At 27.7% G+C, this 16970-nt stretch carries 16 protein-coding genes; 2 read left to right on the forward strand and 14 right to left on the reverse strand.

Features of this window, described 5'->3' with window-relative positions; translation table 11 throughout:
* Nucleotides 1–64: 64 nt before the first annotated feature.
* The 14 genes from ACYQ44_RS04370 to ACYQ44_RS04435 form a co-directional block, all read right to left on the reverse strand.
* A complete protein-coding gene (locus ACYQ44_RS04370; RefSeq protein WP_459995496.1) occupies nucleotides 65–856 on the reverse strand; it encodes an energy-coupling factor transporter transmembrane component T family protein in 792 nt (263 codons plus the stop codon).
* Between the two features lie 152 nt (nucleotides 857–1008).
* Complete coding sequence (locus tag ACYQ44_RS04375; protein ID WP_459995498.1) at nucleotides 1009–1191, reverse strand: hypothetical protein; 183 nt, start codon at nucleotides 1189–1191, stop codon at nucleotides 1009–1011.
* A gap of 193 nt (nucleotides 1192–1384) precedes the next feature.
* A complete protein-coding gene (locus ACYQ44_RS04380; protein ID WP_459995499.1) occupies nucleotides 1385–2308 on the reverse strand; it encodes a nucleoside hydrolase in 924 nt (307 codons plus the stop codon).
* A gap of 31 nt (nucleotides 2309–2339) precedes the next feature.
* The gene (locus ACYQ44_RS04385; RefSeq protein ID WP_459995501.1) at nucleotides 2340–3119 is read right to left on the reverse strand and encodes an aminotransferase class IV; all 780 of its coding nucleotides are present in this window, start codon (nucleotides 3117–3119) and stop codon (nucleotides 2340–2342) included.
* A complete protein-coding gene (gene pabB, locus ACYQ44_RS04390; RefSeq protein WP_459995502.1) occupies nucleotides 3116–4474 on the reverse strand; it encodes an aminodeoxychorismate synthase component I in 1359 nt (452 codons plus the stop codon). The genes ACYQ44_RS04385 and pabB overlap by 4 nt, the downstream gene beginning before the upstream one ends.
* The gene (locus ACYQ44_RS04395; RefSeq protein ID WP_459995504.1) at nucleotides 4471–5058 is read right to left on the reverse strand and encodes an anthranilate synthase component II; all 588 of its coding nucleotides are present in this window, start codon (nucleotides 5056–5058) and stop codon (nucleotides 4471–4473) included. The genes pabB and ACYQ44_RS04395 overlap by 4 nt, the downstream gene beginning before the upstream one ends.
* A 134-nt stretch (nucleotides 5059–5192) precedes the next feature.
* Nucleotides 5193–5696, reverse strand: a complete 504-nt coding sequence (locus ACYQ44_RS04400) for a biotin transporter BioY (protein WP_459995506.1) — start codon at nucleotides 5694–5696, stop codon at nucleotides 5193–5195.
* Nucleotides 5697–5704: 8 nt separating this feature from the next.
* Entirely contained in the window at nucleotides 5705–6631 is a 927-nt protein-coding gene (locus ACYQ44_RS04405) for an ABC transporter permease (RefSeq protein ID WP_459995507.1), read from the reverse strand.
* On the reverse strand, nucleotides 6624–7775 hold the full coding sequence (locus tag ACYQ44_RS04410) for an ABC transporter permease (protein WP_459995509.1): 1152 nt from the start codon (nucleotides 7773–7775) through the stop codon (nucleotides 6624–6626). Before ACYQ44_RS04410 ends, ACYQ44_RS04405 begins: the two co-directional genes overlap by 8 nt.
* Entirely contained in the window at nucleotides 7772–9322 is a 1551-nt protein-coding gene (locus ACYQ44_RS04415) for an ABC transporter ATP-binding protein (RefSeq protein ID WP_459995511.1), read from the reverse strand. The genes ACYQ44_RS04410 and ACYQ44_RS04415 overlap by 4 nt, the downstream gene beginning before the upstream one ends.
* Before the next feature lie 96 nt (nucleotides 9323–9418).
* Entirely contained in the window at nucleotides 9419–10498 is a 1080-nt protein-coding gene (locus tag ACYQ44_RS04420; RefSeq protein ID WP_459995512.1) for a BMP family ABC transporter substrate-binding protein, read from the reverse strand.
* Nucleotides 10499–10588: 90 nt separating this feature from the next.
* Entirely contained in the window at nucleotides 10589–12313 is a 1725-nt protein-coding gene (ade, locus tag ACYQ44_RS04425; protein WP_459995514.1) for an adenine deaminase, read from the reverse strand.
* Between the two features lie 15 nt (nucleotides 12314–12328).
* Entirely contained in the window at nucleotides 12329–14272 is a 1944-nt protein-coding gene (locus ACYQ44_RS04430) for an ABC transporter permease (RefSeq protein ID WP_459995515.1), read from the reverse strand.
* Nucleotides 14262–15443, reverse strand: a complete 1182-nt coding sequence (locus ACYQ44_RS04435) for a sugar ABC transporter substrate-binding protein (protein WP_459995517.1) — start codon at nucleotides 15441–15443, stop codon at nucleotides 14262–14264. Before ACYQ44_RS04435 ends, ACYQ44_RS04430 begins: the two co-directional genes overlap by 11 nt.
* Nucleotides 15444–15508: 65 nt before the next feature.
* Between ACYQ44_RS04435 and ACYQ44_RS04440 the strand changes: the two genes are divergently transcribed.
* Together ACYQ44_RS04440 and ACYQ44_RS04445 are read left to right on the forward strand one after the other, a co-directional pair.
* Nucleotides 15509–16078, forward strand: coding sequence for a nucleotidyltransferase family protein (locus ACYQ44_RS04440; RefSeq protein ID WP_459995518.1), 570 nt, complete (start codon nucleotides 15509–15511; stop codon nucleotides 16076–16078).
* Nucleotides 16079–16090: 12 nt separating this feature from the next.
* The gene (locus ACYQ44_RS04445; protein ID WP_459995520.1) at nucleotides 16091–16954 is read left to right on the forward strand and encodes a VIT1/CCC1 transporter family protein; all 864 of its coding nucleotides are present in this window, start codon (nucleotides 16091–16093) and stop codon (nucleotides 16952–16954) included.
* Nucleotides 16955–16970 lie beyond the last annotated feature (16 nt).

Raw genomic sequence — 16970 nt, forward strand, 5'->3', positions numbered from 1 at the left:
AAATTTGACTTTTTAGACAGTCCTTATATTAATAAAAAATGAAGAAGTGCAAACTTCTTCATTTTTATATTATTATCATCAATACTCCTAATGAAATAAAAGACATAAAAAATATAGTATCTCTAAATCTCCAGTTAAATTGTTTATATCTAGTTCTCCCTTCCCAACCATTATAACATCTTGCTTCCATTGCTATACTTAATTCATCTGCTCTTCTTAAAGCTGAAACTAATAGAGGAATAATAATAGCTACTAAGCCTTTTAGTCTTCCTGAAATTTTTCTTGAATCAAAATTTGCGCCTCTACTCATTTGAGCTTTAAAAATTCTCTCTGCTTCGCTTGCCATAACTGGTATAAATCTAATAGCTATAGTCATTACCATTGATAGTTCATGAGCAAAAGATTTTTTTACTCTAAACCATATTAAAACATCTTCCATTGCATTTGCTAAAGAAGTAGGAGAAGTTGTAAGAGTTAAAACAGATGATAACATAATTGCAAAAAATAATCTAAAGGTTATTATCGCTGCGTTAGATAACCCAATATCAGTTATTTTTATAAACCACAACTGATAAATTACTTCTCCTTCATAATTAAATATTTGAACAATAAAAGCAAACAGTATTAGCATCCACATAGACTTTATTGATTTACCATACATCTTTAATCCAACTTGAGATAGCAGCATTAATATTAATGTATAAAAAGACATAACGGCCACATCATAAAAACTATTAATAGTAAACGCAAATCCAGCAAGAAAAAACAAGCCTATTAATTTAGCTCTTGGATCTAATGAATGTATTAATGATTTCCTTTCAACATATCTTCCTATTGCTATGTTTTCTGCAAACATTTCACACCACCTAATATTATTATCGATTCAATTATAATACTTTTATTATATATATATGTTAAATTTATTCTTCAAATGTGGAAACTCTATCCATATTTTTAATCAAAACAAAAAATGTGGAGCAAATTGCCCCACATCAATATTTTGAACTTTTAGTTTTCTTTAACTTTTAATTCTTCTATTTTCTTTTCAATCTCTTCTAATTCCCTATTAACCTTTTCCCATTCTTCATCAAGATTCTTATCATGTTCATAAGGTCCCATATACTTTTTAATTGATTCTTTTTCAAGTTCTAACATCTTTTTTCTTTCTAGTAATTTTTCTAATTCATTCATATTTTTCCCCCCTAAAAATTGTGAAAAAAATAATTTACAACCAACAACCTATACATAAGTTATTTTACCATTTTATTTCAAAAAAGTCAATATTTTTTAACGTTTAGCTATAGAAAACTAAAAAAATATATTATTTTTGAAGATTAGCTATTAATATTGAGTAGTTGTACTTTTTGGACATGGCATTTAAATATTAATTATATTTTTTCAAGTTATCAAATAAAATTTCTATAAATTTATCCCTATCAACATCTAACGCCCATTTTGAATTTGGTTTTTCAATATGCCAATAATCAACTACTGTTTCCCCATAGGTTAATTGGCCTTTAGTTTCCACTTGAGCGTAAAATTTTTCATATCTAAATATATCAGAATTAATTAAATAAGCTATTGTACACGGATCATGAAGCGGTGCTCCTTCGATTTTAAATACATCATAATAAGTTTGATGAAAGAATTCTAAAAGTTTTCCCATTTTAGATACTATCTCAGATTCAAATTTTTGCATTTCTCTTATTTCATTAATGTAAATCTTTGCTTTATGTGTAACATCAAGTGGAAATACCGTTAAATTAAATCCTGCATTAAAAACAATTTGAGCAGCTTCAGGATCTGCATATATATTAAATTCTGCTCTTGGTGTTACATTTCCAAACTTTATTCCGCCACCCATGATAACAAGTTCTTTTACTAATGGAATTAAATCTGGATAATTTAAAGCAAACTTAGCTATATTTGTTAATGGTCCAACTGCTACTATAGTAATCTCATTAGGATTGCTATAAATTGTTTCTGCTAAAAATTCAAGATAACTTTTATTTTCAACTTTTTTTGTTGGAGAGGGTAAATTTGCACCTTCTAATCCACTTTCCCCATGAATATCAGGAGCAACAATTTGCTCTCTTAATAATGGTTTGCTTGAACCAGCAAATACAGGAACATTTATTTTTGCCATTTCTGTCAATATTAAAGCATTTCTAACTGTATTTTTTAAATATGAATTTCCCGCAACAGCTATAACTCCTAATAACTCAATTTCTTCAGCAATTCCTGCTAATAATATCGCTACAGCATCATCATGTCCAGGATCACAATCGAGTATTACTTTCTTTTTCATTTTTTCATCTCCTTTTTAAATTTAAAATAATTCATTTTATTTTAAGTATTTCATATTCTATTTTTTTTATATATTCATAATCAAATTTATACTCAACATCTTCAAAATACTTAATAGGAATAATTCTCATAAGAGAATTTGTTAAAAAAGCATAATCAAATTTATCAATTTCATCTTTTTTTATTATACACTCTTTTACATCAAACTCATTTACTATTATTCTTCTAATAATTCCATTTAATAATCCACATTCTACTTTAGGTGTATATAATTCATTATTTTTTACAAAAAAAATATTTGATATTGCTCCTTCTGTTATTTCTTCATTTTCGTTAAGAAAAATAGCTTCGTCTTTTTTTAAATGTAGAGCCTTTTCTAACTCAATAATATTTATAGCATAATTATTTGATTTAATATAATTTAATGGATTTTTACTATATTTTTTATTTTCAGCAAAAACAACACTATATCCTCTTTTTTTTAATTCATCAGAATAAACCCTATCATTTGATGTTATAATCACATCAAATTCATCCTTTTTTTTCAATACATTTATTTTTAAAGTTCCATTTTTTATTTTATTTATCTTTAACAACTTTTGAGATGTTTCTCTTAATTTCTCTTTTGAAATATTGAAATTAATATCTAGCGTATCAACTCCATACATTAATCTTTCATAATGTAAATCAAAAAATTCAATATATTCATTAGTGACCTTTAAAGTTTCAAACACACCTAATCCAAACATTAACCCTTCATTAATTACATAAGGGATTTCTTCATTAAAATATTTACCATTAAAATAAATCATATTATACTCAACCCTTCAATTAACGCCTTTCCTTTTGCAAGAGATTCTTCGTATTCTAATTCAGGATCCGAATCCCAAACAATTCCTCCACCAAATTGTGCATATGCCTTTTTATCTTTACATAATATAGTTCTAATGGCAATATTTAAGTCCATTGAATTATCAAAACCTATATATCCTATTGATCCCGTATAAATATTTCTTTGAGTTGGCTCCAATTCATCAATAATTTCCATAGCCCTTATTTTAGGAGCTCCTGTAATTGATCCTCCAGGAAAGGTCGCCATAATTAAATCAATTGGATCTTTATCTTTTTCTAATTCCCCTATAACCGTAGATACAAGATGATATACAGTTGCATACTCTTCAAGTATAAATAACTCTGGCACCTTTACACTACCCGGAACACAAACTTTAGATAAGTCATTTCTTTCCAAATCTACAATCATTAATAGTTCAGCTTTATCTTTTGAACTATGAATTAAATCATTTTTATTTTTCTTGTTTACATTTTCATCATCCACTCGAGGTCTTGTTCCCTTTATAGGTCTTGTTTCAACAATATTATTTTTCAATTTTAAAAATCTTTCTGGAGAACAAGATACTATTTGAAATTCGCCTGTATCTATATATGCGGCAAATGGAGCTGGATTAATATACCTTAAATCATAGAATAATTCTTCAGATGTTTTTATTAAATCTACTTCAACTCTTTGAGTGAAATTTATTTGATATACATCACCTTCATATATATAATCTTTTATTTTCTTAATAGATTTCATATAATATTCTTTGCTCATATTGAACTTATTTTCTATTTTAATCTTATTTTTCTTAATATTATAATTAAATTTATTGGACTTATTTATAATACTTTTTATTCTCTCGTGTTTTTCCTTACTTTGACTGGACAAATACATTTCATTTTTTATGTGATCATAAATAATCACACTATCATAAAATCCTAAATATATATCATAAACGTTAGCGTCATCCACACTATTAATTTGAATATCTTCAATATATTTATTGCTATCATATCCTATATATCCCATAGCTCCACCTATAAATGGTAAAGAAGTATTATTTTCTATTCTATATTTATTTAATAATTTTTTCAATTCTAAAAATGGATTTTTAGAATAAATTTCTTTTTTTTCTTTATTAGACTCAATAATTACATTGTTATTTTTTACTTTGAATATAATAAATGGTTCTATACCCAAAAAAGAGTATTGCCCTAATCTCTCCTTATCTTTTTGACTATCTAAAAACACTATATTCTTTTTATTTTTTATACTAAAAAATATATCTATTAATTCTAATTTTGTTTTAATTTTTTCAATCACATTCATTTTCTATCCCTCATTTTAATTGAGTTTTCAAGAAAATTCTTTAGCATATCTAATCCATGTTCTGTTAACACTGCTTCAGGGTGAAATTGAACACTTTCTATTAGATATTTTTTATGCTTTAAAGCCATAATTTCTCCATCAATTGATTCAGCAGTTATTTCAAGTTCAGATGGTAAATTTTCCTTTGAAACTATTAATGAATGATATCTTGTAACATTTAGTGGATTTTTCAAATTCTTAAAAATTCCTTTTGAGTTATGAGTTATCGGATAAACCTTTCCATGAATAGGTTCTTTAGCTTTTGTTATTTTAGCCCCAAAGCTTTGGGCAATAATTTGATGCCCCAAACATACTCCTAAAATAGGTATATTACCTTTAAATTTATTTATTATTTCTAATGAAATTCCTGCATCATCGGGTTTTTTAGGCCCTGGTGAAATAACTATCATATCTGGTTTTAACTCATTTATTTTTTTTAATGATATTTTATCATTTCTATATACCACAACTTCTTCATTTAGCATATTTAAATAATGAACTAAATTATATGTAAAAGAATCATAATTATCTATCATTAAAATCACATTTTCACCCCAGCACATTATACCTTTATTTAAAGTGTTTCAAGTAAATTATTCTATTTTTATTATACCATATTATATATTTTCCAAAAAGAACAACCACTTTTTGGAAATACTATATTTATAAAAAGCGAGGCTTATGCCTCGCTAATTTGTATCCCATATTTCTTTGTCAATTTATATGTATAATAAGCTAAAATAACCTTTAATGAATCAAATAAAATAAATGGTAAAAATCCTATTTTTATGGCTTTTATTAAAGATAAATCTAATTTAATCATTAATCCAGAAACTCCAAAAACATATATAATCATTATTGCCAAAAATCCTTTTATTATTTCATTAAAAGGGATATATGATACTAAAGTTGCTATTAAAAAACCTATTATATATCCACCTGTTGGTCCTAATATTACCGAAACACCTCCAGCAAACCCTGCAAAAACAGGAATTCCTAATGCTCCTAATAAAATATAAATCAAAACGGGCTTCCATGATTCCTTTTTTATAAAATATATTGTTAGCATAACACCAAAAACCTGCAATGTAAATGGAACACCAAATGGTGTCGGTATTTTAATCCATGAAGTAACTATTAAAAAAGCAGTAAATAACCCTAATAAAGAAATTTTATTTTTCATAATACCTCCTATATTTCTCTATTTTTTTTATTTTTTGATTTATTCCATGCATAAAATGCCAATGCTCCAACAGTTATTATAAAAGGCATAGATTGCGTAACTTCGTATGGAATATTGAGAAATTGCAATGAGAATGAAAGCGCCTCTGAAAATCCAAACAGCAATGATCCAAGTGCAACACCATATGCTGAAGTTCCTCCTAAAGCCTGTGCTGCTAAAGCTATAAATCCTCTACCAGATGTCATATCTCTTGCAAACCAAGATACATATCCCATTGATAAAAATACTCCACCTAAACTTGCTAACATTCCACTAATTATTAATGCTGTATATTGTGTTCTAAATACAGAAATACCTACTGATCGAGCAGCATCTGGTGATTCACCCACTGATCTTATTCTTAATCCTAAAGGCGTCCTATACAACATATATTGAATTAAAAATACTAATAGTATTGCGACATAAGTTAATATATGATGCCCACTTAAAATATCTCCTAAAACTGGAATATTTTTAATAATAGGTATATCTATGTTTGGCAAAACTTGGGATTTTAACGATGCCGAAGAACCTTTATCACCTGTTAATAAGTACAATGCATATATAGTACCACCACTTGCAAAAATATTTAAAGCAATAGCTGCCATGATTATATCTGTTTTTAATTTTAATGAAAAATATGCCAAAATTGATGACATTATAATACCCGTTATCAATGCTCCAATAACAGAAAGCCATAAGCTTTGTGTAAAACCACTTATTATTACTCCTATAAAAGCTGAAAATAGCATTGTCCCTTCTAAGGCAATATTTGGTGTTCCTGCTAATTCAGCAACCAATGCACCTAAAGCCGCTAATAAAATCGGGGTTGTAACCCTAATACCAGCAGCTACAAAATCCCATGATAATATTGAATTTAATACTGCATTATCCATTTAACTCACCACCAATAGCTTCTTCATTTTCTTTTGCTTCTTTTTCAATAGCTTTTTGTTTCATCTGTGACAAAAATGCTTCTGCAGTTACTAATAATATAATGGTTGCTTGTAAAATAGAAACCATTTCTGGTGGAATATTAGTATATCTTCCCATTGTTTTTGCACCAACTCTAATATAAGATAAAAACAAGGCTGCAATAGGTACATAAATTGGATTATTCCTTGCTAATGTAGCTATGATTATTCCATCCCAACCATATCCTGGTGAATATAACCATACAAATCTTCCATAATAGCCTAAAAGTTCTATTATACCAGCCGTACCAGCAATTGCCCCACTTAATAAATGTACCTGAAAAAATGTTTTTTGTGTATTAATACCAGAATAATATGCAAAATTTTTATTATTCCCTATTAATCTTACCTTATAACCCCATGTTGTTTTCTTCATCACAAACCATAATATAACACTCATTGCAAGAGCTATTAAAATACCACTATGCCATCGATATCTTGTATTTAATAAAAATAACGATGCAGAGTCAGTAAATTTTAAAGATACTAATTGTCCTGCATTTGGGTCTCTTAAAAATGTTTTGATGATAAATAAACCCATATATAATGCTACATAATTAAGCATTAATGATGTTACAACCTCTGATGCATTCCATTTTGACTTCAAATATCCAGGTATAGCCGACCATCCAGCCCCAACTAAAGAAGCTATCATTATTACAACTATTGGAGTTATTATTGGAATAGAAGGAAAATATATAGCTGCTCCTGTAGCAATTGCCGCTCCTAAAAACAATTGACCTTCTGCACCTATATTAAAATGTTTTGCTGTAAATATTAATGACACCGCAAGACCTGTAATGATAATAGGAACACTTTCATTTATCCATTGAATAAATCCTCTTAAATTAAAAACCCATTCTCCTCTTCTTTGTTTTAAAATTGGTGATATTAAAAACGTTTTAAAAGAATCATTGGCATCTTTTATAGCTATTTTTAGTTTTTCTAAAAATACCATATCACCTTTTGGAAAAACTGTAAGTAATATTAACAAATATCCTAATATCAAAGCAATTCCTATTGCTATAGCTGTTCTATATATTTCATATCTTTTTGTTGATTTCATATTAAATCACCCATTTCTTCTTTAGACATTTTTTTTATTCCTAACATATATTCACCTAAAATATTTTCATCTAATTGTGAAACATCCTTAAAATGAGCTACAAACTCTCCATGATATATTACCAAAATTCTATCAGAAACTTCTAATAATTCCGTTAAATCCGAAGATACAAGTAATACTGCTACATTATTATCTCTTTCTTTAACAAGGCGCCTTCTAATAAAGTCTGCTGCTGCAATGTCTATACCTCTTGTTGGCTGATCGGCAACAATAATCTTGGAGTTAGAAGTAAATTCTCTCGCAACAACAACTTTTTGTATATTACCCCCAGAAAGCATTTTTACCGCTGTTTTAGGACTATCTGTTCTTATATCAAATTCTTCAATCATTTTCTTTGCATTATCTGTAATTACTTTATAATTTAAAACCCCTCGTTTTGAAAATGGTTCTTTTTCAAATCTATCACTAATCAAATTTTCTTCAATACTATCTTCCTTTGAAACACCATATAACATTCTATCGGCAGGTATAAAACTCATCCCTATTTTTCTAAACTCATGAGGATTATCAGCATTCATCATATTTTTTCCAAAAATAAAAATTTCTCCTTTTTCTGGCTTATCCATACCTGTAATAATATCAACTAATTCTGTTTGTCCATTTCCTTCAACTCCAGCTATTCCTAAAATTTCTCCCTGCCTTAATTTTAAGTTCAACCCTTTTAACATCTTTACTCCATCGAAACGTGTAAACTCTAAATTTTTTGCTTCAAGAACTATTTCACCTGGTTTTGCTGGTTCTTTTTCTATTTCTATATCCACATCTCTACCAACCATCATTCTTGACATATCTTTTTCTGTTATATCTTTTACTTCCGCTTCGCCAATAGTTTTTCCTCTTCTTAAAACCGTTATTCTGTCGGCTATTTCTTTAACCTCATTTAGTTTATGAGTTATAAATATAACAGTTTTTCCAGCTGATGTTAAATTTTTTAAAGCTTTAAAAAGTTCAACTGTTTCTTGAGGAGTCAACACTGCAGTTGGTTCATCAAGTATAATTAAATCAGCACCTCTAACTAGAGTTTTTATTATTTCAACTCGTTGTTTCATACCTACACTAATATCCTTTACCTTTTCATTTAAAGGTACAGGTAGTCCATATTTGTTCATTTCCTTTTCTACAAAATCAATAGATTTTTTTAAATCTATCGATAATCCTTTTCTTGGTTCCATTCCAAGAACAACATTTTCTACTACCGTTAAAGAAGGTACAAGCATAAAATGCTGATGTACCATACCAATTCCAAGTTCAATAGCTTTATATGGTGAATTAATATTTACTTTTTCACCATTATAAAAAATATCTCCTTCTGTTGGTTTTTCAAATCCAAATAATATTTTCATCAAAGTACTTTTCCCTGCTCCATTTTCACCAAGAAGCGCATGTATTTCGCCTTTTTTTACTCTTAAATTTACACCTTTATTTGCTGTAACACCGTTAGGATAAACTTTCCATATATTTCTCATCTCAAGTACAAATTCACTCACACTTCTCACCTTCTCATATTATATTTAAAAGGATAGGGGCTCTTTAGCCCCTACATAATTTTGATCAATTATTTTTATTATATTTTTCTTTTGTTATTATGGTCTTACAGAATCTCTAATTTTATTTAACTCTTCATTACTCATTCCATATGCAGTTGAAACTTCTATTTCTCCTCTTATAATTGATAACTCGAGATCCTTCAATTTTACCAATGTCCATGGATCTGATTCCATTACTTCTCTAAAATACTTATTATCTGCAAGGCCTACACCTTTATCTTTCAAACCAAGAGCTTCTGCTTTACCTAAAGGCATTTTCCCTTCTTGATATAATTTTATAGCTCTAAATAATGAATAATCAACATTTTTCATCATAGATGTTAATGTATGTTTTACAATATCCATATCTTTTTCTTCATATAACAATTGCATATCAGAGTCAACACCTATAGCCCATCTATTCATCTCTTTAGCTGCTGCTAAAACTCCATTTCCTGTTTCACCTGCAACTGCAAACACAACATCTGCACCTTGTCTATACATAGATAAAGTAAATTCCTTACCTTTTGCAGGATCATTCCATGCACCTACATATGAAACTAAAACTTTTATATCAGGATCAACATATTTTGCACCTTCAATATATCCAACTAAAAAGTCATTGATTACAGGAATATCCATTCCGCCTAAAAATCCAATAATATGTTTTTCTGGAACAGAATACTTGAATTTCTTAGAATTAGATACCATTGCTGCTAATGCTCCAGCTAAAAATGACCCTTCATTTTGTTTATATGTTATTGAATATACATTATCTAAATTACCTTTTGAATAATCTACAGCATCATCAAAAATAACATATTTTTGATCAGGATAAAGTGGTGCAATTCTTTCAACTAATTCAACCATTTGCCATGTACCAACAATGATTATATCATATTCACCTAAATCAGATATATCTTCTAATGTTGGTTCCCATTCTGCAGGATTATATCCCATTTCTATAATTTTTGTTTCAGCGCCTAGTTGTTCTTCTGCCCATTTCATACCCCTTGCTGCTGAATCAAAGAACGATTTATCTCCTAAGGTTCCGTTTATTAACAATGCAACCTTAACCTTACCAAATAACGTTAATGACAACAATGCAATTAATAAGACTACTAAAATCTTTTTCATATAAAACCCTCCCTTTTTATATCTATAATAGTTACAAATTTAATTTTATTATACTACAAAAATCTAAATTTTAAAAATTAAGAATAGGCATTAATTAACGAATAAATCAACATATTCTTGTCTATTGACATTTACTAGACCGTTATTGGTAATTTTTAAAGTTGGTATAACTGCTAATTGCATAAATGATAGAGTCATAAACGTAGCGTCAATACCACCTAACTCTTTCATTTTTAACTCTAAAAATTCTAAATTTTCAACAACTTTTTCTAGTTCTGAATCTGTCATTAATCCTGCAATAGGTAATGCTAATCTTGCAAGTATATTCCCATTTTTTACTACAACCATACCACCATTCATTTTTTCAATTTCTTTTGCTGCTAAATATATATCTTCATCATTAACACCAATAACTCCTATATTATGAGAATCATGTCCTACACTTGTACCAACAGCACCCTCTTTTAACCCAAATCCATTTACAAATCCCATTGAATAATTTGTGCCTGTATGCCTTTCAAAAACTGCTATTTTTATAATATCTCTTTCAACGTCAGAAACAACATAGCCATCTTTCACTTTTGGATCAACAATTATTTCATCTGTTAATAATGACCCTTCATATATTTTAATAACCCTTATTTTACCACCTTTATTCTTAATTTTTAAATCTTCTGATGTAAACTCTGGTAATACAACTTTACCAAATTTCTTAGGAATATCGTTATAAACTCCTTTCATTTCATCTACAAACTTGCCATCTTTCACTACCAATTTTGAATCTTTAAATACCATTTTTATATTTAGTTTTTCCAAATCATCTACAACTATCATATCTGCCTTATATCCAGGTGCAACTGCACCCATGCTTCTTAAATTATAATATCTTGCTGTATTTATAGTTGCCATTCTAATTGCAATTATCGGGTCTACTCCTTTTCTAATACTTCTTCTAACAAGATAATCTATATCTCCATCTTTTAATATGTCTAAAGGTTCCCTATCATCAGTACAAAAAGAAAAGCTATGATGATTCATTACATTAACCGCTTCAATTAATGCTTCAAGATTTTTTGCTGCTGTACCTTCTCTTATAAATACTTGCATTCCCTTGCTAATTTTTTCCAATGCTTCTTCTTTTGTTGTACATTCATGATCAGATCTAATAAACGCATCAATATATGCATTTAATTCTTTACCTGTAACTCCTGGAGCATGTCCGTCTATCTTTTTATACATATGCCTTAAAATTTCTATTTTAGTTAATAATTCAGAATCTCGATTAATAACACCTGGAAAGTTCATTACCTCACCTAATGCTATAATTCTATTTGGATATGAATCAACAAAACCAACCATATCTTCAGGTCCAAGTCTTGCACCAGATGTTTCCATATTAGTAGCGGGAACTGCCGAAGGAATTGCTATATAAACATTTAAAGGAATACCTTCTGTTGATTTTATCATATATTCTAAACCATCTAAACCTAAAACATTAGAAATTTCATGTGGATCTGCTATTACTGTTGTAGTTCCTCTTAATAAAACAGCTTTTGCAAATTGCCTTGGCGATAACATGGAACTCTCTATATGTAAATGGGCATTAATAAACCCAGGCAGTAAATACATACCTTCTAAATCTATTACTTCTTTACCCTCTTGATAATCACCTATACCTGCTATTCTTTTTCTAAAAAGTGCTACATTTGTTTTTTCAATTTCCCCAGTAAAAACATTTACCAATCTTGCATTTTTCAATAAAACATCTGGCTTTTCATTTCCAAGTGCTACAGGTATAATATCCTTTATTTTCATTCTATCCCTCCCATATCAATAACTATCCTTTAAAACACCATTCATTAAAGGTTTTTTAATCATTATAAATATAATTCCTAAAAATAAAACATTTAATATAGATGATGCAGAAAAAAGATCCCATTTTGGATAAGATGTTCCTGGCTCTCCTATAAGAGAATATAGCTTTACAGATATTGGATATAGAGAATCTTTGTTTAAAAGCATTAAGGATGGCACAAAACCATTCCAGCCCTTCATAAATCCAATTAAAGAAGATACAATAATTGCAGGAATGCTTAAAGGAAAGATAACATATAAATATGATTTTATTTTTGTTGTATCCATTATTGCCGTTTCTTCTATTTCCTTTGGGATTTTATCGAGATAACCTTTTATTAAAAAGGTTGCCATTGGTAATGTATGAGTTGTATATACTAAAGATACTCCAAATAACGAATTCAATAAATTCAATTTTTTAAATACCATAAATAATGCTATGATTGAATGAATTCCGCCTAAAAAATCTAAAAATATAAGAATTGGTAATATCCATCCTAGATTTTTCTTAGATATATACATAGCTAAAGGATAGGATATAATAGGAACCATAAATGCTGTTAATAAGGAAATAATAATAGTATTCATTAAATTTTTTTCTATATGTAGCTCTGAAAAAATTCTAATATAATTTTCAAAAGTAAAATTTTTTGGAAATATTGTCATTATTATATCATTCGTTCCAGATAATGAAATATTGATAATATTATATAAAGGCATTAATATTATTAATGCTAAGAAAATATATATGAGATATTTGAAATATTTTAATTTCACTGACCAATTTATTTGCGGAATTACAGGTGTTTTTTCTTTGAAAATTAACCATATTAAAGAAATTATAGGAATAAAATCAAATCCATTCCAAAATCCTTTGAGTTTAATATTTATAATCATCATTATAATATCTAAAATAGTTATTATTCCAAATAAATTCCTATTTTTTAATAAAAATAAATAAAGTAACATAGAAATTAATAATAAAATCCCTGGATTAAATGTATAGGATAATAATTTTATTGTTATTGCAAAAACAATATATTTTTTTAATGACAATGTCCTTCTTGTGAGAAAAATAAAGGCTATAAGCATTACAAAAACTGCAGAAACTACACTATATGCAGAAATAATGCCAAAATCATATTGATTATTAGATATAAAATAATTAAATATTCCCATTGTCGTTGTAATCCCAACTATACTGTGACTGGTAAATCCTTCAAATAAAGGTGGCCCTCCTGCTGTTAAAAGAAAAGGTACTGTAAAATCCTTAAAATGATTGGCAAATATAAGTAAGAACCATGTTATTATAGTTGGTTTTATATAAGGAATATTAATATTTACAAGTATATTTAATGAATTAGCTCCATCGATTTTTGCAGCAAGAGATAGTTCCCTAGGTATTTCTTGAAAAGCTGATATTAAAACCATTACCACTATAGGTAACTCAAGCCATATACTAACAAAAACTCCCCATCCAAAACCAGAAAAAATATTTGTAAATATATCCGTATTTAAGTGTAATATATTTTTTATTATTGAATCTGTTCCATATCCATAAATCAAAGAGCGCCATATTAAAACACCCATATATGAAGGTATAATCCATGGAATCATTATCAAAAAATACATAATTTTTTTATTTTTTGTTTTTTCCTCTATTAAATATGCAATAGTTATTCCAAATATCATAACAAGAAAAGATATTAAAGAGGCCCATATAAAACTTATTTTCACAGCTATGGACATTCCAGAATCACTCAATACTCTAACATAATTTCGAATACCCACAAACGAACCGTTTTCTCCAAAAGGAGAAATATACATGGATGTTTCTATCATAGATAACATCGGTATAATTAAAACAAATAATATTAATATTAATGCTGGTAATACAAGAACAAATTTATTATTTTTCATCCATAAACCTCTGGGTTTTTTCTAATATTTCATCGCTAAAACTATCTTTGTTTTTTAAGGTCAATGTCAACATTGTTCTAATTCCTTGCCAATATTTAGATTTAAAATATGATGAGGTTGGCATTGTCTTTCCCCTTTTTGCTGATTCATAGGCTACCTTGAAATACTCATCTTTATCCTTTAATACAGTAAATGCATTTTCGTTAACAGGAAATTTATATAAATCCTTACAAAAATCAATTTGAGATTCTTTTGAAAGAATAAATTTAATCAATTTTTCAACATCTTTTGTCTTTTTACCTTTAACTATACTAAAACCTTTATAATCTAATATTGGAGTCATATAATTTCCCGCTTCTTTTATATATGGCAAAGGTAAAATTTTAAAGTTAATACCCGATTTTATAAAATCTGGTATCATAAATGTTCCAAAAAACATTGACGCTATTTTCCCACTTTTAAAACCTGATATTAATCCCTGTCTTTCTATCCATTGAACATAAGGACCACTTATTGATGTATATATATAACTTACAGCATTAAATGTTTCATCATCATTTACTATTATTCTTCCATTTTCTATTAAATTTTCTTTTCCAAATGCCCATTGAAACGGAGGAAACCAATATGGAGAATTTGCACCCCACGCTAATCCTATTACTTTACCATTTGTACGTTCATTAACAATATATGCTCCAAATAATAAATCTTCAAATGATTTAATTTCTTCTAATGGATATTTAACTTCATTAAACAATTTATAATTATAATATAAAACCTGTGTATCAAAGTAAAAAGGAATTCCATAATATTTACCATTTTCCACTTTAAAAGCAGAAAAAGCATTTGGAATAAGATCTTTTTCAATTTGAAGCTTTATATTATCAACATCCTCTATTAATCCTGCATCATTTAATTTTCCAATTTCATCATTTTTAATTAGAATAATATCTGGAACATCTCCATTGCCTTTAAACGCAGTAAAAAGCTTATCTGATATTTTCTTTTGTTCAACGACATTAACATTAATATCTGGATTTTCTTTTTCAAATTCCTTAACAATATTCTTTAACTGTTCAACCCCCTCATATTCAAACCATAGAGTTATCGTTGTTGAAAATGCTATGGAAGTTATTAGTGTAAAAAATATAAAAATAATATATTTGTTCATAAATCTCCTCCTTTTTGTGATATAATCTTAACATATATTATACATCATAAGAGGTGATTAAAAAAATGAAAATATTAGGCGTTATACTCGCTGCTGGGCTTTCAAATAGATTTAAAAGCAATAAACTAATATTTAATTATAACCACAAACCCATATTACAATGGACAATAGATTTATTAAATAACTTTGATTTTGATAAAATCATTGTTGTTAACGATAGTTGGGAACAAATTAAGAAACATTTTTTCTATAATAATTATAAAATAATAAAAAATCCAGATTACAAATCCGGAATTTCTTCTTCTGTTAAGGTTGCTATTAATTATGCTTTAAATCATAATTATGATACTGTTTTAATATTTTTAGGCGATATGCCTTTGATACCTCAAAAAATAATAAACGATATACTTAACATTCAATCAAAGAAATTCATTGTTGCTCCATATTATAATGGTAAAAAAGGATTTCCAACTTTAATTAAAAGACAATTATTCAATGACATACTTAATTTAGAAGGTGATGCTGGAATAAAACAAATTATAAAAAAACATCCCGAATATGTTGAAAAAGTTGAAACTAATTTTCCAGAAGTAACTGTGGATTTTGATTATAAAAGTCAATTAAGGGGTGATTAAGGGGTGATTAATATGGATGAAAATATTAAAAATCAGTTATTAGTGTTCCAAAAAAATGAAATCACAGAATATTATGTTTATTCAAAACTCGCAAAAAGAATAAAGGGGAAAAATTCAAAAGTCTTAGATGAAATAGGAAAAGATGAATATAAACATTATAATTTAATGAAAAAACATACTAAAATTGATACTGAACCAAATAAATTTTTTATATTCTGGTATATATTATTATCATATATATTCGGCCTAACTTTTGCTTTAAATGCTATGGAAAAAGGTGAAGAAAAAGCACAAATTAATTATGAAGAGGTTAAAAAATATGTTCCTGAATTCGAAGAAATAATAAAAGATGAAAATGAACATGAAAAAAAATTATTGGGATTAATAGATGAAGAAAAAATAAATTATGTAAGCTCTATGGTTTTAGGTTTAAACGATGCTTTAGTTGAATTAACAGGTACTTTAGCCGGATTAACTTTTGCATTTCAAAATTCGAGATTAGTTGCACTATCTGGCTTAATTACGGGAATTGCAGCTTCATTTTCTATGTCAGCCTCAGAATATCTATCTCAAAAAGCTGATAAAAACTCTAAAAACCCGCTTAAAGCTTCTATTTATACTGGAATTGCATATATAATTACTGTTATATTACTTGTAGCACCTTATTTTATTTTTTCAAATCCAATTATTTCTCTAATTTTCACAATTATAAATGCTATTATTGTTATAGTATTTTTTTCCTTTTTTGTTTCTGTTGTACAAGAAAAAACCTTTAAACATTACTTTTTTGAAATGTTAATCATAAGTTTTAGTGTTATGATTATATCATTTGGAATAGGGCTAATTGCACGATATTTCTTCAATATAGATATATAAAAATTCCAAATTCATA

This window comes from Marinitoga arctica, assembly GCF_054657315.1.